This window comes from Dorea longicatena (assembly GCF_024168045.1).
GTDB lineage: Bacteria > Bacillota > Clostridia > Lachnospirales > Lachnospiraceae > Dorea_A.
This window is the reverse complement of record NZ_CP100126.1, coordinates 1091174-1111124: the sequence shown is the minus strand read 5'-3', so window position 1 is coordinate 1111124 and position 19951 is coordinate 1091174. Positions and strand designations below refer to the sequence as shown.

Sequence of the window (19951 nt, the reverse complement as noted above, 5' to 3'; positions counted from 1 at the left end):
TCCACCTATTTCTTATTCTTGTCTGACTGAGCAAGTACACCATTTTCCGGAATATTTTCATACTGTTTTACATAGTCTGAAGCAGGATTATCATATTCCACGATCTGATCAGCCGCAGCATATGTCATGCCAAGTTGATTGATCGCTCTTTCCCGGATCTCGTCAAGATTGACAGAATCCACTACTGCGTTATATTTTGTCGTATTTTCCTCTTTCAGATCCGCCAGTTCTTCCTGTAATGCAGTGACATGTTTGGATCTTCGAGTCAGTTCCGACTGTAAGCGTACATAATTAACGCACAATAACAGCACAACAGTTGCTGCAACTGCGAGAAAAATCACATAAGCTGCATTCATATGCAGTGCACGATTTCTGTTCTTCTGCACCTGTCTGCTTACTTTCTTTTTTGGTTTTGCAGATGATTTTCTTCTTCGCGGTTCATATTCCGGCTTGGTAACTATATTACCATACATATAAGCCTGTCTGCTTCCATACTGCATGGAACGATATCCACCGGACTGGCGTCTATCGCTTGCATAAGATCTTCTTGCTGCCATCTACGCCACTCCTTTCTGTCTGATCACATATCATTCTTCATTAAGAACGCTCAAATATTCTGAGTTTCGCACTTTTAGAACGACTGTTATACTCTAATTCTTCTTCACTTGGAAGAATCGGCTTTCTGGTAACAACACGCCCTTTAGAAACATTGCCACATACACACACAGGAAAATCCGGAGGGCAGGTGCATGGATTCTCATTTTTCTTAAATGCACTCTTTACAATCCGGTCTTCCAGCGAATGGAATGTAATAATACACAATCTTCCACCCGGGTTTAGTATTTCAATCATGTCATCCAGAGAATTTTTCAATACTTCTAATTCTCTGTTCAGTTCAATCCGAATAGCCTGAAATGTTCTCTTTGCAGGATGTCCGGATTTTTTCTGATATTTCATTGGTATTGAAGCTCTGATGATCTCTGTCAGCTGCCCCGTTGTTTCAATCGGACTTTTCCCGCGTGCCGCCACGATATGTTTTGCAATATTTTTTGCAAACTTATCCTCCCCGTAGTCTCTGATCACGCGGTACAAATCCATCTCTGAGTAATCATTGACGATGTCTCTGGCAGTCATCTTCTGACGTCTGTCCATTCTCATATCCAGAGGTGCATCTTCGCGATAGGAAAATCCCCGATCTGCCGTATCTAACTGATAAGAAGATACGCCCAAATCAAGTACTATTCCATCGACCTTGTCAATTCCCTGTTCTTGAAGCTTCGACTTCATATCACAATAATTGCTTCGGATTATTGTGACCTTCTCCCCGAAGTCTTTTAATCGGATGCCTGCAGCTTCGATTGCTGCTTCATCCTGGTCTATTCCTATAATACTCCCTTTTTCACCGAGACGCCTGCACACCTCGTATGCATGTCCGCCTCCACCAAGCGTTCCGTCTACATAGATACCATCCGGCTTGATGTTTAATCCTTCAATTGTCTCATTCAGTAATACTGATTTGTGTTCGAATCCCATATCTTCTCCCTCTAGATACTGAATCCGTTTTCTTCCATATCAGATGCAATATCTTCAATGTTAAGTTCCACTTCAGCATTCTTTTCATCCCATCTTGCCTTATCCCAGATCTCGGCACGCTTCCCCATACCGATGAATACAACTTCTTTATCCAGATGTGCAAATGTACGCAGTACAGAAGGGATTAGAGTTCTGCCTTGCTTATCAAGGTCGCCGTCCGCTGCACTTCCCTGAAAGAAATATGCAAACGCACGTGCTTTTTTGTCAGTGGTGGTTGGCAATGCATTAAGTTTTTCTTCAAAAGTGTTCCATTCTGCTTCCGGATATACGTACAGACAATTCTCCATTCCTTTTGTAATGACGAAATGCTCCCCTAAATCGTCACGAAACTTGGCCGGAATGATCAGCCGCCCTTTGGCATCAATATTATGACTGTACTCTCCTTTCAGCATAGAATTCTCCTTTTCCCGGTGGTATCTCCTGAAGTTCTTCCGGTAAAATCAGTTATTCTTCCTTTCCGGCTTCATCCATTTTCATACCACTTTGTTCCACTTTTCACCACTTTCTACCACTTGAACCCATTGTAAACTACTTTTTTACTGTTTTCAAGCCTTTTAGGGAAATTAAGAGAATTTTAAGGCAAAAAAATAGTGAACAGGATTTTTCCTGTTCACTCGCATTTTTCTTTCTTCTTCTCTATTCGGCCGACGTTCCGTTATCTGACAAAGACTGACTGAGACTTGCTATTGCAGAATAATCAACCGTTACTTCCTGCTTCGGCTGTTTTGACTCATATATATTATATATAGAAAAACCTGCCATTCCTATCAGTGCTGCTGCAACGATACATGCCACACCTCTGCGCAGATAGCTTTGTATCTTTTCTTTTTTCATCTGCTTCTTCCGGTTTTTCTTCGCTTCTTTATATTTATCTACTTTTGCCTGACTCATAGTTCTTTTGCTCCTTTTTTTCCGATGTATCTATTCTACCACACTCCATCGGATTATACAACTACAATCACGCCTCCGTCAGCTGCATACATACTACTGATTCCCGCAGTATCTACAATAATAATATCTTTGAATCCTGCTTTTTCAAGAAGCATATTTTTCACTGTCTCTGCGCGTTCTCTGCAATTGCAGTGAGAGATCGCAAGTATCTTCTCTTCCGGGTTCTTAAGATCAGCCACTATTTGTTCCACCATTCTGACCAGCCCTTTTTTCATTCCTCTTGTATTTGCAAGCTGTTGAATATTTCCATCCGGAGTAGATCCCATCACCGGCTTAATATTTAATGCCGTTGCGACCACTGCTTTTAACCCTTTCAGTCTTCCGTTCTTTTTCAGTATATCCAATGTTTCCAGTAAGAAATAGGTATGCTGCTCTTCAATATAAGCTTCTACTGTATCAATTACTTCCTTAAAGCTGAGTCCTTTTTTCTCACATTCGGCAATCTTCAACCCGATCAGCGTCTCTCCTACCGATGCCGATCTGGAATTAAATACGTAAATATCCTTCTCTCCGTATTCTTCTTCGTATAAATTCTTTCCAAGTACCGCACTGTTATAAGAACCGCTGAGTTCTGCAGACAACGTCACTGCATATATGTGCTCTGCCTCACAGTGATATTCTTCCATATAACGTTCCGGAGACGGGCATGATGACTTCGGGCATTCTTCAGATTCTCTGATCTTCTTCAAAAAATCTGCCTGATCAAATGTTTCATCATCTACGATATGATGTCCGCCAACATCGATCTGTAACGAAGCTGTCTCGAAATTCCCCGATTTCTTCATTTCTTCTGTCAATTCACCACAACTATCTATGATAATCTTGTAACTCATATATTCCTCCCAATGTAACGTATTATTACTTTATATTATTGATATCAAAACTCTTTCCGAGTCATCTATTCTCATTAGAAGTAGTTTTAAATACTACATTATTTATCATAGCATATTTGAAAAAGAAATGAAAGCTTTTTATTCAGCAATTTTAATCTTTGAAGAGACTCCCAATGCCAGTCCCATTTCCGCCATTAAGAATAGCACCGACGTACCGCCATAGCTGATAAAGGGAAGTGTGATTCCTGTTGTCGGAATACAATTGATCACAACCATAACATTTAATATTACCTGCAATGCAATATGTGCAAATATTCCGCTCACCACTAATGAACCATAAAGATCCGGTGCATTCTGCGCAATAAATAATAATCTGTACAGAAGCATTCCGAACAGGATCAGAACCATGATTGCACCAAATACTCCAAGCTCCTCACAGATAATAGAAAGAATCATATCATTCTGAACTTCTGGAATGATCATTTTCTGGGCACTGTTACCAAGACCTTTTCCAAAAAAACCTCCTGATCCAATTGCGTACAATGCCTGCATGATCTGGTAGCCGCCTTCTGATGCATATTTCTCTGGATTCAGCCATACCAGAATACGTCTCAGACGGAAGTTCCCGCTGGTCTCCATTGCCATACCAAGAACCCTCGCACCGACAATTCCTATTAAAATAATTCCCACGGCAATTATGATAAATATTCTTGTCTTTGGATGTACCACAAAAATCATAATACACGTAATTCCCATAACAATAATTGCCGTACTTAAATTTTCTGTAATAATAAAGACTACTGCTGCTGAAAAAGCCCCCCATGCCAGTACTTTCACAATTCCTTCCAGCGTCTTTATCTCTCTTCCCATCGTACAGATCAATGCCGGAATAAACAATATGATCGCAATCTTGGCAATCTCTGCCGGCTGCAGCTGCTGTCCGAACGGAAGTTTAATCCATCTTTTTGCTCCATTTACTTCTTTTCCCAATGGTGTCTTTACAAGGAACATCATAAAAATAGAAATAAAATAGAAGAACTTTGATCTTTCAAAATACCAATGATAATCTATTCTACTTACGATCCACATCCCGATCAAACCCACAATGCAGAACAGGACTTGTCTTTTAAAGTAAAACAGGCTGTCTCCGTTTTGTTTCATCATTGCGCTGTAAGAGCTCGTACTATATAGCATGACCAGTCCAAAGCAGATCAGGCAGATCAATATTGCCAGCAGACTGTAATCGAAGTATGCGATGCTGTGTTCTTTCTTTTTCACTCTGGTATTCGTGCTTCTTTTTTTATTTTCTTTTACCATATTCTACTCTCCAATCGTATCTATTATACTCAGATACGTTCTTAAAAACAACTGTCTGATTCACAACTTTCTTTAATTTTCATATACTATTATTGCATAATCTTATCGAAAGGAGTACTTTAAATGCCAAATTATCGTTATAATACGCCGGATTATATGCGTCAAAACCATTCTAACGGATGTCATGTCGGTGGAAGCAACAGAACAATGCCGCCTTCTGTATCACCGTCCACACCGTCCCGTCCGTGCTGTAATATTTACGATCACGACAAATTAAGCGGTCTTTCCATTGCAATGGCCTATGTTCCATGGCAGGAGTGGCGTTCTCTCTATGAAGTTGAAAAAGGATTCCGGTGCGGAACTATTTTTGCCGAACTGAATCTTCCATTTTGTTGGAAAGGTGGTAGTCCTCGATGAATGAAAACAGACCTTGTAAAAAAGAGCTTCTGGAATGGATCAATATCGTAAGTTTTGCTGTTGATGACGTAAAATTATTTCTCGACACACATCCAAATTGTCCTGAAGCCTTGGAATTCTTTGATGAATTCAAAAAGCAGCGTGTGCAGGCCTTAAAGGAATATGCAAAATATTATGGACCTCTAACACTGGATACGGCAAATACACCTATGGATTGCTGGAAATGGATCAATGAACCGTGGCCATGGCAGGAAGGAGGATGTTAATTTATGTGGAATTATGAAAAACGGTTACAATACCCTGTTAAAATTACTCAGACAAATCCTAAGATTGCTCAGATTATCTTATCACAGTTCGGTGGACCGGATGGAGAATTAGGAGCTTCTTTGAGATATTTTTCTCAGAGATATACCATGCCTTATAATGAAGTAATTGGCACACTAACAGACATTGCTACCGAAGAATTTGCCCATATGGAAATCGTATGCGCCATTGTACACCAGCTCACACGCAATCTGACTCCGGAACAGCTTGAAAAATCCGGTTTTGATAAATATTATGTTGACCATACACTTGCTCTTTGGCCACAGGCTGCCAGTGGAACTCCTTGGAGTGCTACAACTTTCCAATCTAAAGGTGACCCTATCACAGATCTTCATGAAGATATGGCTGCCGAGGGTGCGATTGTATAAAGACAACATTGAGGTTTTAAAAGAAAGTTCCCGATAATCTGGCATACTAGCTGCCAGATATGAGAACCCTAGAAATTCCAATGTATTTCAATAGGTACTTCCTTAGTTACAGGGTCTTTTTTGCCAACCAATACATAATCAATCAGCTTTTCAACCGTTTCCCTGTCTAAGTGTTCAAGATTTGTATATTGCTCGATTAACTGTCGTCTGTTGTCGCCAATCAGCATTTTTCTTTCAATAACATCAAGCTGTTTCTGCGTATCAATCATCAGTTTTTCGAGCCTTTCTTTTTGTGTTGAGAAGTCTTTGGATAAATCCAAGTAATCAAGTTCGGAAAGAATACCCTTTACCTTATCTAAATATAATTCTCGGATTCCTTTTGTATATTCCGCAATCTTTTTTTGATAAGCAGCAATCTCCGTTTCCAGAGCTTCTTTTTGACCTCGCAAGTCATTGTTGAATTGCACATTTTGTTCAAGCTCATCTTTGTCAAGATATTCTGCGGATAACTTATTAAGTTCATCAATCACAGCTTTTTCTAATTTGTCTACTGAAATGAAAGAACCTATACAAGCGTCCTTTGCTACATGGCGGTTAGAGCATTGTAAATAATGCTTACCATGATTCTTTGACGAACGCATTGTATAACCACAATTCATACAGCGAGCTTTTCTGGCAAATAAACCGATTGTGCCAACTGTGAAAGGTTTTGCCTTTTGAGCTACCAATGCTTGAACCCTATCCCATAACTCACGGTCAATAATCGGCTCATGTGTACCCTCAACTCTGTACCACTCGTCTTTGGGTCTGGGTTTGTTTTGCTTTGTCTTATAAGAAACGCTGCCATATTTCCCTTGAACCATATTCCCGATATAGATTTCATTCACCAACATATCTGATATGGCAAAATATTTCCATAGGGTACTGTTTTTCGTTTTAGGCTGCTTGTAACGCAAACCATGAAGTCGTTTGTATTCCGTAGGGTTTGGTATTCCTCTGTCATTCAGCATACGGGCAATGGCGGTCTTTCCATATCCCTGTGAAAACAGTGTAAAAACTTCTCTGACAACTTCCGCAGCTTCTTCATCAATAATCAAATGCCCTTTTACGTCAGGGTCTTTTTTGTAACCATACAGAGCAAAAGCACCGATATGGTGTCCGTTCTTTCTTCTGTCAGTGAGAACGCTTTTAATGTTCTCTGACATATCCTCCAAGTACCACTCATTCACCAGACCGTTAATCTGTCTTGATTTCTTATTTCCTTTATTAGCGGTATCTGCATTATCAACAATGCTGATGAAGCGAATACCCCAAATAGGAAAAAGACCGTGGATATATTTTTCCACTAATTCTAGTTCTCTGGTAAATCTGGATTGTGTCTTACAAAGGACAATATCAAATTTACGATTCTTTGCGTCCTCCAACAACCTGTTAAATTCTGGTCGTCGTCTGTCAGAACCAGTGTAATCATCATCACTGTATATGTTGTAGACTTCCCAACCATGCTCTAATGAGTATTGAAGTAACATTGACTTTTGATTCTGAATACTGTTACTGTCGTCTGTTTCTGATTGTTTGTTTCTATCTTCCTCTGATAAGCGGCAATAAATAGCAACTCTTGATTTTGATTCTATCATGCTTCGTTCTCCTTTTTGAGAAGACGAAACAAACTATCTCTACATAATGTTATTATAACATCTTGTAGGATAGTTTGTCTATCATCTGGCAGGAGTTGCCCTTCCTTTATTTTTTTCATATTGATTTATCAACTCTATCCATTTTAGAGTAAATGCTTTTGTAAACGCCGCTTTATCACAATTTTTAAAAACATTCTTGCAAACTACCTTTGCGTCATTTGCCATTGAACCACCTCACTACAATATATTTACAAAGTATGCAAAAATGCTTGTACATTATGAAAGAATTTGTCTATAAAGTAAGAAGTAATCAGATGGCTTTGGAAAGCTCCACTGGAATTTCACCATTCCCATTCTGATGGGTGAACCGCACCATGCGAGTGTATCATTATTCTGATATACGGGTCATGGCAGCAACTTTTCCAACAGTCGCTTACGGATCACTGGCGTGGTCGCTCGCTTCTTTATCCCTCCTTTTCATGGGTCATGGCGTTCCAGTCCGTCGGCTCACCGCATATCAAACGTATCTGATTACTTTATTCAATTTTCAAAGAACACTTGTAAAACGGAGCTGGAATGAGGTGGTATCACACTCCGTATATATTCGCTTATTTCACTCTGACTTCAAAACCTAGAATTGCTTTAATAAGGGCAGCTCTAATTCTGCCTTTCAGTTCCATATCGACCACAATATACATATTTCCGTGTTCATCATAGAACGGGCGTAAACTTGCTTTTGATATGTAAGCGTCATAGTGATTTAAAATTTTCTCTATTGCCACTTCGTCGCCATCAGCAGCTAAACTGATTGTGGAGAATAGAGGACACTTTTTTGTAGACTTCATCATGTTATAATTCCTCCTCGTACATATCTCTAATGAGCTTTAGTGAACACATTCTGTTTCTATAAACAGAGTTTCTGGAAATATCCAAAATCTCTGCGATTTCTGCGTCTGGTAATTCCAGAAAGTAGAACATCAACACAACATTGCGTCGTCTTTCACTTAATTTTTTGATTGCTTCACATAATTTCTCATCATAGACACGAACTTCTGTACCGAACACATCAAAGGAAGTAAATTCAAGCGAGTATTCGTCCGATACACCCAACTGGTTTAATTCCAGCTCTGGTATTTCACAGAAAGATATTTCATGCTTTGCACGTCTGGCAAGTTCTTTGTTGTAGTTCTTTACAGTTCTGCCAATCACCTTACGAGCCAGACAGTCAAATTGAAGTCTTGTTCTTGTTTTATTCTTGCATATAGGACAGTATATCCATTTTGCTGTTCCCATTTGTTTCCTTTCTGATATACTATTTTAATGTAAATTCACATGCCAAATAATAAGTGTCATAATCCCAATCTTTAGGGGATTCGAAATAAGAAATACTTACTATTATTCTATAGTGCCCTGATGGGAGTTCGCCATAAACCGAGGAAATATCAAATGGTAAACTTAATCTTTCGGTGGGATTTATAACTGCATCATCTTCGTTATCTTTTGATGGGTCATAAAGTTGAGTTAATTGATACCATGTTTCTGATTGCTCCGCTTCAATTTCAAAATAGGCTTTAGAATAATGATACTCTTTGTTGGAGTTATTTTCTAAAAAAAATTTTGCGTTTTCTAAGTCAGAATACTCTTTTTCACTTGATGTAAGCTCAACATCTGATAAAGTATTAATTTTTTCCTCAGTTCCATAGGACGAAACCTCATAATTCTCTTTGAAATCCTGTGATGATATTATTTCTTCATCTGATGTTGAATTGCACCCGGACAAAATGCTTGTGACAGTTATTAAAATAATACAGATAATTTTTTTCATAATCGAAACCTCCTTTATAAGTGCTTAATGCAATTATATGGGGAAAATGTCTATTTTTCATCAACATATGCAATTTTTATACAAGCTGTAACACAGGCTCCCCCCTTATGATTATTTGAAATTTTTATTGTACCTCCATGCCTTTCACATAATATTTTACAAATGTTTAATCCCAGACCTAGATGTTCAGACGTAGTATCTTGCGATGGTTTATAAAATGGTAATGTTACACGTTCTATATCCGTACTTTTGAAACCACAGCCATCGTCAGAGACCGTAATCAATAAAAATTCCTCCTGTTTATTTACATCAATAGCTATCATCGACTTAGCATATCTAATGCTATTAGACAACAGGTTTTCATAAATTTGTATGATAATTTCAAGATTGATAAATAGAGTTTGCTGTTTATTACAATTTGTTTTAATCGTATATTCTATATCAGAACAGAGCATTTCCGTTGTATTTGATAAGGTTTTTAATAAGAAGTCAAAGTTTATGTTTTCTTTTTCGATTTCTATATCTTCTAAACGGTATAAGTTTGTCATAGCACTAACGTATTTTTCAAGCCGTTCCACATTGTTGCGTACTGTTGATAATTCGTCGAGTACCTCCTGTTGAGAAACTAATCCTTTGGGAATAAATGATAACAACATTGTGGTATGTCCTTTTAGTATTGTTAAAGGCGTGCGTAAATCATGTGAAAAAGCAGCATTTAATCTCCTTTGTTCAGTAAATTGCCGTATCATTTTTTGGTTGTTTTGATATAAACAATTTTTCATCTTCTCAAATGCAAGACACAGCCTCCCCATCTCGTCTTTATAAGGGTACGGCAACGTAAAATCCAGTTCGTTGTTTTCGACTTTTCTGTATGCATTCGTCAGTAACTTTATGGGTCTTACTAATTTTCGGTTTACAAAGATAGTCACACAAAGAATCATGCTAATTGAAAGAACAATAGGAATGGTGACAATATTAACCACACCTAGAGCAGAATCCACAATTCTATCATGTTTAGTAAACTTTGGTGAAACTTCAATGTAAGAAACATGATTAGGATAAATATATTCTTGTACTGGACGTTCCTTTTGATAGTCTACAACAAAATTACATACTTCCTTTTCACTTGCATTATATATTGTGTATTCTGTTTGGTCTTTGTTATATTTCGCTGTAAATGAACCATTTTCAGGTATATCATACCTTGTTGTCATGTCCTCATATTTATAGTTAAGGTTTATTCTGTAATCATCTACAAGAGTAATAGATATAACACCTATTACAATACCAATCACTAAGGAAATAAGAGCATAAAAAACAAACGAATTTTTAATACTCATGTTGTCAATATAATGCCTTGAATTTTTTCGCCTTACTTTTTCCATTTATATCCGCACCCCCAGACAGTTTCTATATAAGGATTGTCGCCTATAGAAAGGAATTTTGTTCTTATCCGGCGTATATGTTCTGTAATAACAGAATTGTCGCCAGAACCATCTAAGCCCCATACTTTTTCATAAATTGTCTCACGATCAAAAATAATCCCCTTGTTTTGTGAAAGAAATTCAATAATATCAAACTCTTTCTTCGTAAAATTTATTTCAGCATTTCTATAAAAAACAACTCGTGATGAATAATCAATTACTATATTATTATCGAACTGAACTATTGCGGACGAACCATGTCTTTTTTCTCTCCGCAAATGTGCAGCAACTCTGGCTTCTAATTCATCAACGGAGAAAGGCTTTACAACATAGTCGTCACCACCGACAGCAAATCCTTTGATTTTATCACAGTCCTCAATCCGAGCTGTTAAAAAAATAATAGGACAGGACACAAAATTCCTGATTTTTTCACAAATTGTAAAACCATTCATATCTGGCATATTTATATCTAATAAAATAATATCTGGATGTTTTGTGATTGCATTCAGTGCTTCTTTTCCGTTAATTGCTGTGTATACTACATAACCAATTTTGCAAAAATATTGATTTAGCATTGATACAATATCTCTTTCGTCGTCTACAATCAAAATGCTCTGTGCCATATCTCGTTCCTCCTTAGAAATATATCTTATCATTGAAAAAGCAATTTTTTATCAACTATGTCCACATACTACTGTTAAAAATTGATAGATTTTAGCTATTTTAATTATTATAATCTCTTAAACGAAATGTAACAACTATATTAATCAGCTTGCAAATCATACCGAAATGAGGCTTGCGGAGCATACTATACGGTTTATGACGCAAGCCTTGATTATTTATTCTACAATCTTCCAGTTATCGTCCTTATGAAGCATAAGCTCATACTGTGAGATTTGTGTCATTTTCGACTTGTTATCCAGATACTTCACAGACACACTGACCTTGAGGTTATCGCCGTCTTTGGTAAAGACAGGGTTTACCAGTTCCGAAAATACATAGTCGCCGGAAACAGGAGCAAGCACACCGTCTTTGACGTAATAGGCAAGTTCTTTTTCCGTAGCTGTCGGATACAGCTTAAAGAATGTTTCCAAGAAAGCGGTAGCGTCCTTGACTGTGTCGGAACTGACACTGACATCTGCTTCCTGTACTTTCGGTTCATACTTTGATTTCTGTACCGCCGGAGCAAGGGTTGGATTCTGGGTAATGACCATTGCACCGTCCTTATCCACATGAACGGTCACGGTGTAGTTTTCTGTGACTGCCTGTGTCTGTTCTCCCTCTTTTACCTGCTGATCTACTTCGTAGGCAACGGTAAAATCGTTCATTCCAGACTGTTCCACATTCCAGACCAGCACATTTGTAACCGTAACACTGGTTGGTATGTCCGTTCTGATGGTATCAGCGTTCAAGTCCTGTAATTCTTTGGTAAGGTATTTACTGATTTCTGTTGTCCTTGCTTCAATGGCTTCCTTGCTGGTATCCCATGAGTAGTAGGCTTTCGCAAAGTTCTTGACGAAATTCTCAATACCGTTGGTATCGTTCAATCTTAGCTGAATGATTTCTTTTTCATGTACCGTGTGGGTGTCAATGGCGGTAAAGTTCTTATACACACCAAAGCTGGTGCTTGCCAGAAGCACCGCCCACAACAGCAGGACAGATTTCTTATGTGTCCCGACTTTCATGGTACGCACTTTCTTATTCTTAGGTGCTTTCTCTGTTTTTTCTTTTTTCTTAAACATATTTCAAGTCCTTTCTATTGTTTGATTCTTCCGGCACAAATGATGTGCTGTTGCCAGTAGGCAGAGGTCAAATCGGTATAGCCGATTGGATTTCCGGCATGATACATCTGATTGTTTCCCACATAGATTCCTACATGGGTAACATAGTCACTGGTATTATAAGTGGAATGGAAAAAGACCAAATCGCCAGCCTGTGCCTGTGACAATGGGATATGCTGGGTTGCGTCATACTGTGCCTGTGCAGTTCGTGGCAGGCTGATTCCGGCTTTTCCGTAGCACCACTGGGTAAGACCAGAACAGTCAAAAGAGGTGTTCGGATTACTGCCACCATAGACATATTTCCAACCTTGATATTTCAATGCTTCATTCATAACCGCCTGTACCGTTTCGTTGCTGAACTGCTTCACGGTCAGATATTGGTTGACCAGCTCCACATAAAACATATTTCCGTAGTTATAACGCCAGCCACCATTTTTACTGACAGCTATCGGATTGGTATAGGTCACTTTTGTACCGCCAGATTTGTTTCTTGCGAAATTCTCTGCAAGATTGAAACTGTGCTTTTTCCCATTCTTCGCCACATAGTCAGCATAGCCACCGCCATAGTTATAAGACTGAATGACCACGTTAATGTCTGTCATACCTTTCCCTTTACAGGAAGAAAGCAGGGACGCAAAATATTTACACCCCTGCTTGATAGATTCCTCTGTACTTAATGAGTTCGGCGGTAACCCCAGACTTTCACTGGACTGCATGACATCGGTAGCCGTACCGCCACTTTCCACCTGTATGATGGCAAGCAGGACGTTTACATACTCCGAAATACCGTTTTCTCTGGCGTATTTTTCTACCATCGGCTGATGTTTGAGGACATCGGCTGACAGGTTCATGCCAGAATAAACAGGCGAATAGCTGTTTGAATTGTCGTCATCTTCGCCGGAAATCAATATCCCGAAAAAGAGGACAATAGAGAAAAGGACAGGAAATATCGTACCTATGATAAGGATACGTTTTAATCTCATTTCTTCCGTCCTTTCTCTGATTGTTTCGTAACAGTCTTACGGGCAGATTTCCCATTGACCTGTGTTTTCTGTACCGTAGATTTCTTATGATTGCTGATGGATTCCGCTACGTTTGTCTGGTTCTTTCTGGCAACCGATTTGACCTGCTGTTCCTGTCTGATATTGGTTCGGACAGTTTCTTTTCCAGCCTTGACTTCTGCATTTTTTATCACAGGAGAAGTAGCAGGACGCTTCATATCCGGCTTTATGACCGTATCGGTCTGTGCTGTTTTTGGAACAGGTGTGGCAACAGGGCGTTCATGGCTTCTGGTAGCTCCGGCTGTCGCTGATCCATTCGCATGAACTGTCTGCCTTGCTTCTTGTGCTTTCTGTAATTCCTGCTTTTTCTGTGAGATATTTTCCCTGTGCAGGTTACGTTTCTGTGTACGCTGTTCCTGTCGGTTTTCCCGTTCTTCCACAACGCCACGCTTAAAGTCCGATACATTATCCTTTGCTTTCTGTTTTGCAGAGTGAACAGCATAACCAGCCTGTGTCGGTAAGTCTTTCACATTTTCTTTCAGAGAAGAAGCACTGTCACGGACTTTATTTTTCGTATCCATTACAGCACCTACCGCAGAACCAACACGGCTTCCCATGGAAACCTCATTATTCCTTTGTGGTCTGGCTGGCGTATTTTTATGTGTAGAACGAGAGTGATTATAAGCAGAACCAGCGACTGCACCAGCACCAGCTCCGACCATACTTCCTGTACCCACAGCCCTTGCAAGTCGGCGTTCCATACGTCTTGCCCTGTGTCGCATAAACACCATCGGTCTACGGAATATCCGGCGACCTATCTGCTGGCTGTCATTGGCATTAAGACTGAACATACTCATTAGTTCTCCGAGCTTCATGTAGATTCCGGCAAAACAGATTATCTGCAAAAATGCCACCATGAAGAACGGGTAGTCCGTGGAGATGTTGTAGAACATACTGGAAATCGAAAATGCCACGGTCACAATCAGTGTGATTCCGGCTCTTGTCATAATGGCATTGAACACACGGACAACTGCCTGTTTCGCCATGTTCTCATAGGTCGGTATCATGGACAGTAAAAAACTAATCGGTAAAAACATGGCATATATGATAAATAATATCTGGGAAAATAACATCATGCCGGTAAGCAGAAAGATAAAGATTGTGATACCGAGATTGAAGATGAGTAGGAAGAACACCATGCCAAGACGGTTGACGACCTGCGGAATCGTTAGGTTGTCATTGTCGTTATCCTCAATCTCTGTTTTTACAACATTTTCCCTTGTTTCTCCATCTTCGTCTGATGGGCTGGCAGATACCAGAGCTTCCACACGGTCAGCTCCGATTTCTTCGGTATCACTGTTTCCGAACTGCAATAACAGCCACGGTTTCTGTACCTGTATCTCAAACAGGCTGTCACGGATAAGGTCTACGCTGTCCTTTCCCTTGCTGTCAGAATCGGGAAGCATGATTTTTGTCCCCAAATCCAGAGAAGCGGTGCTGATGTCCGAACTGAAATCATTGATTTTCTGGATATAATTGGGAGCGTAGGCAATAAAGGAAGCCGACACGATGAACACCACCACAAAGTTGATAACGGCGTGAAGTGCCTTGCTTGTTTCCCGTTTGAGAAGTCCTGTATAGGCAGTGTAAACACCTACAATCAGAATGATAATGAGCAGGAATCCCACATAGAATCCACTGCTGGAAAATCCATGTTCGGTCACTCCGGCAAGTGTCTGGATACTTTTCCCGATACTGTCTGCCATATCATTGATGTAGTCCAGCTTATACGCCTGTTGCACCACATATCCTGTGGCATTGCTAAGATACAGGCTGATTGTCCAGACAAAATTTGTGATACAGTAAAGTCCGTACTGCACTGATTTCCCAATGCCGTCCAGCCAGTTCCACGGAAGCCATGACCAGCTATTGTCCACATAGAAATCAAGCTGATAATTGGAAAGCGGATACTTTGAATACAGGTTGTCTGCATTGACTGTATCATCGACCAGTCCAGACGCATGAGCCACTGTCCCAAGCAGGGACAGCAGTACCAGCGTGACGGTCACGGCAAGCAGAACCATTTTCAGTACATGGAATACCTTTTCTTTTGTGACAGATTTCATCATTCCAAATCCACCTCACTTTTTATCGGCGGTCTGGTATCAAAAGCGTGGAGCAGTTCTACAAAGACAGGGTGTATCTGTACCACACCGACACGCCCGTATAAATCCTGCATTAAACATTGTCCGTTCTCCAAGTTCCTCAGCCGTTTCTGGTTGTTTTCATCTTCACTGTCCAATCCGAAAAAATCTAAGGTCTGCTTGATTTCGTTGGTATCTGTAGAACGGAACGCAAATTTTAAACCGATGTTATTTTTCAGACTTTCTTTCGATACGTCCCCAGAGGACTGTGTGACAAAATATACTCCGGCGTTCATGGCTCTACCAGCACGCACCAGTTTATTTGATAAAGTTTCGCCCTGTGCCACATTTAGAAACGCCCATGCTTCGTCTAAGTCCACGATTTTGAAAATACTTCGGTCGCTGTGGATAAAATCTAAGGCAAATGTACTGATAACAATTAAGATGGATACCGATAATAATTCAATGGTGGTGTATTCCTCAAAAGTGGTATCCTTATCCGGCAGAACCAAATCTGCCACCTGTATGATATTGAGCTGGTTATCCAGACTGATTGCATTTTCCACCGAACCGTCCGAGAATAAAAGCTGTGCAAAATCATAGTCGGTAAAACTTTCGATGTGGTCAGCAATATTACGGGATACGGCGGTATCTTCTTTTCGCAGTTCCTCAATGACCTGCAACAGCCCGTGGTTCTGGTTCTGGGATACCGTGCGGACAGCTTTTCTAAGGACAGGGAACTTTTCGCCATCACGACTGCTGATACCTGTAAGGAATGTCAGAATGTCGATGGCAAGACTTTCGGCGTCCTTGACATCTTTCATAATCACATACGGGTCTAACAGCCCTTGATTGCTGGAATCACTGGTAATGTTTACAATGTTGATTTCCTCTGCAATCTCCGGCAGGGTTGCTTTCCAGTTGCCACGTTCACTTTTCGGGTCAAGGATAACTGCCTGTCCACCGAACAGGACGGAATAATACACCAGCAGGTTATTACAAAATGACTTTCCACCGCCAAGCGAACCTACAAAAGCAGAAGCCAACGCATTTGTGACCGTACCTTTTACCCCTTGACTGGCAAGGGACGGTTGCAGGTAGACATTTCTTCCTGTATCCACGGAATATCCGATATAGATTCCTGTATTTTCTCCCAACATTTGGGTAGCACCGAAACCAAGTCCGGCTAAAAAGTCGGATTTCACATACTGGATATAATCATTGATATAACGCCTGCTGGCTGGAAGAAACTCTCCATGCAGTCCCATCATATCTCCGGCAGGGCGTACCAGCTTCACATTCAAATCATCGTAAAAGTCCTTGACTTCATCACAACGGCGTTTCAGTTCGTCAAGATCGGGTGCAGACACCCGTATGACGTAACTTAACTTATACATACTTTCCTTGCTCTGGTCTAAATCTGTTTCCAGTTCATCGACACTGTCCAAAGCTTCCACCACATTTGAATTTGTTTCGTTTCCGGCTTGATAGGCGTGATTATCCAAGTCCTTTAATTCCTTTTTCTTGTTACGGACAGTGGTTAAGGCTTTCTTATTCCCGACAATCTCAACATTCATAGACGTATCCACAGGGAATGTGAACTGCTGTTGCTGAAAATAAAAGATTTCCGATGATGGGAAGTCCAGCTCCCCGACAATGGCATTGACCGTAAAGTAGGATACATAGCTTTTGCTGTCCTCATGTTCCAGACGCAAATATCGCTGGCTTTCTTCCACCACACAACGGGTAGGACGAATAAGGTCATAATACTTAATCAGTGTTTCTCTTTTTAATTTTCTTTTTGGCAGAGGATACACATAATCTTCATAAGCTATCCCGTCCCTGCCGTAGAGATGTTCCATCAGATAGGCAAAATCTTTGGCTTCCAGTCGGCGGATTTTGAATCTACGGGAGATTTTGTTTTCCAGCAGTTTTTCCATCTTCGCATAACGGTTGATTTCATCATTGCTCATGGAAACAAAGTCATTCATCAGCGTATGCCTTACCTCATTCAAAAACTCACGGAATGTCAGAAATACCGATTTTTTGATGTTCTTCAGATTGACTTCGTCCTCTGTGACCATGAGCTTGAATCCCAGAAAGAAACGGTAATCAACTTGATTGTCGCCTATCATGGATACAAGGGCTTCGGTCTGGTCGTCTATTTTCTGATAGGCGATTTCCTTTAATTTCCCCGTTACCAGCTTCTTTGACTGTTCCTGTATGCTTCGGATTGAGCTTTCGGTTGCAATCTGCAACGCATGAATCTTTCCCTCACGGGACTGTGCGATAAGCTGACGGAAGCTGTCATGCACAAGGTATTTCTGTTCTGGGGATAAGAATGAATAATTGTACGGTATCAGCTCATAGTAGGCGAACACCTCATTGTCCTTATTCCAGACAAGGTTGTTGTCGATATATTTAATCGGGAACATAGGTCACACTCCTTACTGCCGTGATAGTTTCCTCAAATTTCTGCTTATGCAGGTTCACGGCTTTTCCGGCATAAGTCACTTTGGGACGCAGGGCATACAGCACCATCGTCTTGATGTAACTGTATGGCTTTTTCCCGTCAAAGGTTTTCTGTGACATAAACCATGTGAGGGCAACGGGAATCCCGAAATATTTTAAAAATGCACCCTCTATCATGGAAAGTGGCGGTACATCTGCAAACAGAATGATAATAAATTCCGTCAGCACAAACCATGTAATCTGGGTAAAGGTCACGGGGAATGGCAGGTTTACATCATTGATGGCATACAGTACCTTTTCCACGTTCCAGATACTTGTATAACTTCGGATTTTCTTCACTTGTAAATACTCCTTTCTTCATTTTCCTAACAACAGGGACAGCCGGATTTTCCAGACTGCCCCCAAGAGAAAAGCTGACAGTAGCACCAGTGGCGGTGCTGATCTGCCAGCCCTTAACGCAGTACCTCACAGATACCAGCGTTTGTTGCAATAAATGTCCCCTCTATATCGAGGTCACGCCCGTAGGCTTCATAGTCGATATAGTTCTGTAAAGAGGACGGGATTTCTCCGAGTACCTGTTCTTCATCAATCAGATAGTAGGCTAGATCGGTCATCGTTTCACAGCCGGAATACAGAATGATGTCGTCCTTATGTTCCACCAGTTCTTCCAGACTTCCATAGCAGGATATAAAACTGTCCAAGTCGTCCAGCAGGTAATCCGGTAATTCTTCCAACTGCTCATAGATACGGTTCAGTTCTTCGATGGAAATGTATTCGCTAATCTCCATCGGGAAGTTGTCCGTATCATGGATTGCGTATTCTTCATACTCTGCATTTAAGCCGATACGTTCTGCAATCACTTCTTCGTCCAACGGAAAAGAGAACCAGTCCCCGACCAGTTCTCCCTCATTGTACTTGCCAAGATTGGCTATATAGACTTGCATATCATCAATCATAAGCGGTCACTTCCTTTCGGTTGTATTCATAAAATCTGCCATAAGAATCACCGCACATTACAGCTTGAACATACCGTTGTTGCAGAGAGCATAACGTCCTTTTTCTTCCAGCTCATGGGCGTAGGCTTCCAGATTAAAATATTTCTTTCCCTTTTCGGAGAGAGCAGAAAATTCAATGTTATGCTCCAAGCGGTAACGGGCAACGTCCATGATGTTGTGGCACTCTGGATAAAACAGAAATTCTTCCGACTTCTGCAATAAATCCTCAACACCGCCACAGTAGGGAATCAACTCTTTATAAGCCTGCTGAACCTCTGGCGATAAATCCGTGTAAGCAAAGTACAGCTTGTTTAACCGTCTGACAGAAGTTGTCCTTACAATGTCGCCAGCAAAAGGGAGCTTCATGTCTGTGATTTGATAATCTTTACTGTCAGCTTCCACCCCGAGCAGGTCACGGAACAGCTCATAATCAATGGGTAAATCAAACCAGCGAGAGGTTTTATCCTCTGCTGATTTGGTCGTTTCAATCAATACGCTACATTCTTCCATAGGCTTTACGCTCCAATAATCTTATTGAATAACTGTAACAATACGTCTTTTACGCCGGACGCATTGAATACAAGACCAACGGCTACTAAGGCAACTACCAAGAATCCGATAAGTTTGGAAAACTCACGCTTGAATCCCAAGTAGATACCGATAACAACAATCGCCATCAGCACAAGGCTCTGTGCATTGCTTAAAAACCAGTTATAAAGGTTCTGTCCAAAATTCATGCTTTCTTTTCTCCTTTCAGTTCCATCATTTTTCGGTCAGACTGTCTGCCAGCCTGTAAAATACACATGGCAACCACGCCAACTGTTCCCCCTAAAGAGAAGAACAGGAAGTCAAATAATAATCGTTGCATT

24 protein-coding genes and 1 pseudogene are annotated in these 19951 nt (G+C 40.5%); 3 read left to right on the top strand and 22 right to left on the bottom strand.

Annotation, left to right across the window (positions count from 1 at the left end; all coding sequences use genetic code 11):
* Positions 1-5 precede the first annotated feature (5 nt).
* The 6 genes from NKF87_RS05345 to NKF87_RS05320 all read right to left on the bottom strand — a co-directional run bounded on the left by NKF87_RS05345 (position 6) and on the right by NKF87_RS05320 (position 4694).
* The gene (locus NKF87_RS05345) at positions 6-557 is read right to left on the bottom strand and encodes a fused uroporphyrinogen-III synthase HemD/membrane protein HemX (RefSeq protein WP_055280940.1); all 552 of its coding nucleotides are present in this window, start codon (positions 555-557) and stop codon (positions 6-8) included.
* Positions 558-597: 40 nt separating this feature from the next.
* Positions 598-1533, bottom strand: coding sequence for a 16S rRNA (cytosine(1402)-N(4))-methyltransferase RsmH (gene rsmH / locus NKF87_RS05340; protein ID WP_028086715.1), 936 nt, complete (start codon positions 1531-1533; stop codon positions 598-600).
* 11 nt (positions 1534-1544) lie between these two features.
* Positions 1545-1985, bottom strand: a complete 441-nt coding sequence (mraZ, locus tag NKF87_RS05335) for a division/cell wall cluster transcriptional repressor MraZ (RefSeq protein ID WP_028086716.1) — start codon at positions 1983-1985, stop codon at positions 1545-1547.
* 244 nt (positions 1986-2229) lie between these two features.
* Positions 2230-2484, bottom strand: a complete 255-nt coding sequence (locus NKF87_RS05330; RefSeq protein WP_028086717.1) for a hypothetical protein — start codon at positions 2482-2484, stop codon at positions 2230-2232.
* 53 nt (positions 2485-2537) lie between these two features.
* Positions 2538-3377, bottom strand: coding sequence for a DegV family protein (locus NKF87_RS05325; RefSeq protein ID WP_055280938.1), 840 nt, complete (start codon positions 3375-3377; stop codon positions 2538-2540).
* Positions 3378-3515: 138 nt separating this feature from the next.
* Complete coding sequence (locus NKF87_RS05320) at positions 3516-4694, bottom strand: FtsW/RodA/SpoVE family cell cycle protein (RefSeq protein ID WP_117598001.1); 1179 nt, start codon at positions 4692-4694, stop codon at positions 3516-3518.
* A 123-nt stretch (positions 4695-4817) separates the two neighbouring features.
* Between NKF87_RS05320 and NKF87_RS05315 the strand changes: the two genes are divergently transcribed.
* From NKF87_RS05315 to NKF87_RS05305, 3 genes and pseudogenes are all read left to right on the top strand, one after another.
* Positions 4818-5111, top strand: coding sequence for a spore coat associated protein CotJA (locus NKF87_RS05315; RefSeq protein WP_226850725.1), 294 nt, complete (start codon positions 4818-4820; stop codon positions 5109-5111).
* A complete protein-coding gene (locus tag NKF87_RS05310; protein ID WP_055280934.1) occupies positions 5108-5377 on the top strand; it encodes a spore coat protein CotJB in 270 nt (89 codons plus the stop codon). Before NKF87_RS05315 ends, NKF87_RS05310 begins: the two co-directional genes overlap by 4 nt.
* A 3-nt stretch (positions 5378-5380) precedes the next feature.
* Positions 5381-5788, top strand: a pseudogene (locus NKF87_RS05305) (manganese catalase family protein); the annotation flags it as partial.
* Between the two features lie 83 nt (positions 5789-5871).
* Here NKF87_RS05305 and NKF87_RS05300 read toward each other — a convergent pair.
* From NKF87_RS05300 to NKF87_RS05225, 16 genes are all read right to left on the bottom strand, one after another.
* Positions 5872-7440, bottom strand: a complete 1569-nt coding sequence (locus NKF87_RS05300) for a recombinase family protein (RefSeq protein ID WP_006857572.1) — start codon at positions 7438-7440, stop codon at positions 5872-5874.
* Between the two features lie 81 nt (positions 7441-7521).
* On the bottom strand, positions 7522-7665 hold the full coding sequence (locus tag NKF87_RS05295; protein WP_006857573.1) for a hypothetical protein: 144 nt from the start codon (positions 7663-7665) through the stop codon (positions 7522-7524).
* Between the two features lie 383 nt (positions 7666-8048).
* On the bottom strand, positions 8049-8288 hold the full coding sequence (locus NKF87_RS05290) for a helix-turn-helix domain-containing protein (RefSeq protein ID WP_006857574.1): 240 nt from the start codon (positions 8286-8288) through the stop codon (positions 8049-8051).
* A gap of 1 nt (position 8289) precedes the next feature.
* Complete coding sequence (locus NKF87_RS05285; RefSeq protein ID WP_253584119.1) at positions 8290-8733, bottom strand: sigma factor-like helix-turn-helix DNA-binding protein; 444 nt, start codon at positions 8731-8733, stop codon at positions 8290-8292.
* Positions 8734-8752: 19 nt separating this feature from the next.
* Complete coding sequence (locus tag NKF87_RS05280) at positions 8753-9265, bottom strand: membrane lipoprotein lipid attachment site-containing protein (protein WP_006857576.1); 513 nt, start codon at positions 9263-9265, stop codon at positions 8753-8755.
* A gap of 50 nt (positions 9266-9315) precedes the next feature.
* Positions 9316-10650 carry a HAMP domain-containing sensor histidine kinase gene (locus NKF87_RS05275; RefSeq protein ID WP_006857577.1) on the bottom strand — a complete coding sequence of 445 codons (1335 nt, stop codon included), beginning with the start codon at positions 10648-10650 and terminating at the stop codon, positions 9316-9318.
* On the bottom strand, positions 10638-11312 hold the full coding sequence (locus tag NKF87_RS05270; protein WP_020994080.1) for a response regulator transcription factor: 675 nt from the start codon (positions 11310-11312) through the stop codon (positions 10638-10640). Before NKF87_RS05270 ends, NKF87_RS05275 begins: the two co-directional genes overlap by 13 nt.
* 216 nt (positions 11313-11528) lie before the next feature.
* Positions 11529-12431 (bottom strand): conjugal transfer protein, encoded by a 903-nt coding sequence (locus tag NKF87_RS05265; protein WP_006857581.1) that lies wholly within the window; start codon positions 12429-12431, stop codon positions 11529-11531.
* Between the two features lie 14 nt (positions 12432-12445).
* On the bottom strand, positions 12446-13453 hold the full coding sequence (locus tag NKF87_RS05260; protein ID WP_055158653.1) for a lysozyme family protein: 1008 nt from the start codon (positions 13451-13453) through the stop codon (positions 12446-12448).
* Positions 13450-15600: a CD3337/EF1877 family mobilome membrane protein gene (locus NKF87_RS05255; RefSeq protein ID WP_253584117.1), complete on the bottom strand. Its 2151-nt coding sequence runs from the start codon at positions 15598-15600 to the stop codon at positions 13450-13452. Before NKF87_RS05255 ends, NKF87_RS05260 begins: the two co-directional genes overlap by 4 nt.
* Positions 15597-18050 carry an ATP-binding protein gene (locus NKF87_RS05250; protein ID WP_253584115.1) on the bottom strand — a complete coding sequence of 818 codons (2454 nt, stop codon included), beginning with the start codon at positions 18048-18050 and terminating at the stop codon, positions 15597-15599. The genes NKF87_RS05255 and NKF87_RS05250 overlap by 4 nt, the downstream gene beginning before the upstream one ends.
* Positions 18037-18426, bottom strand: a complete 390-nt coding sequence (locus tag NKF87_RS05245; protein ID WP_005611098.1) for a conjugal transfer protein — start codon at positions 18424-18426, stop codon at positions 18037-18039. Before NKF87_RS05245 ends, NKF87_RS05250 begins: the two co-directional genes overlap by 14 nt.
* A 113-nt stretch (positions 18427-18539) precedes the next feature.
* Positions 18540-19043 carry an antirestriction protein ArdA gene (locus NKF87_RS05240; protein WP_005423194.1) on the bottom strand — a complete coding sequence of 168 codons (504 nt, stop codon included), beginning with the start codon at positions 19041-19043 and terminating at the stop codon, positions 18540-18542.
* 57 nt (positions 19044-19100) lie between these two features.
* Complete coding sequence (locus tag NKF87_RS05235; protein ID WP_055200583.1) at positions 19101-19592, bottom strand: antirestriction protein ArdA; 492 nt, start codon at positions 19590-19592, stop codon at positions 19101-19103.
* 5 nt (positions 19593-19597) lie between these two features.
* On the bottom strand, positions 19598-19819 hold the full coding sequence (locus NKF87_RS05230; RefSeq protein WP_004844214.1) for a hypothetical protein: 222 nt from the start codon (positions 19817-19819) through the stop codon (positions 19598-19600).
* Complete coding sequence (locus NKF87_RS05225) at positions 19816-19950, bottom strand: DUF3789 domain-containing protein (RefSeq protein ID WP_081021271.1); 135 nt, start codon at positions 19948-19950, stop codon at positions 19816-19818. The genes NKF87_RS05230 and NKF87_RS05225 overlap by 4 nt, the downstream gene beginning before the upstream one ends.
* Between the last annotated feature and the right edge of the window lies 1 nt (position 19951).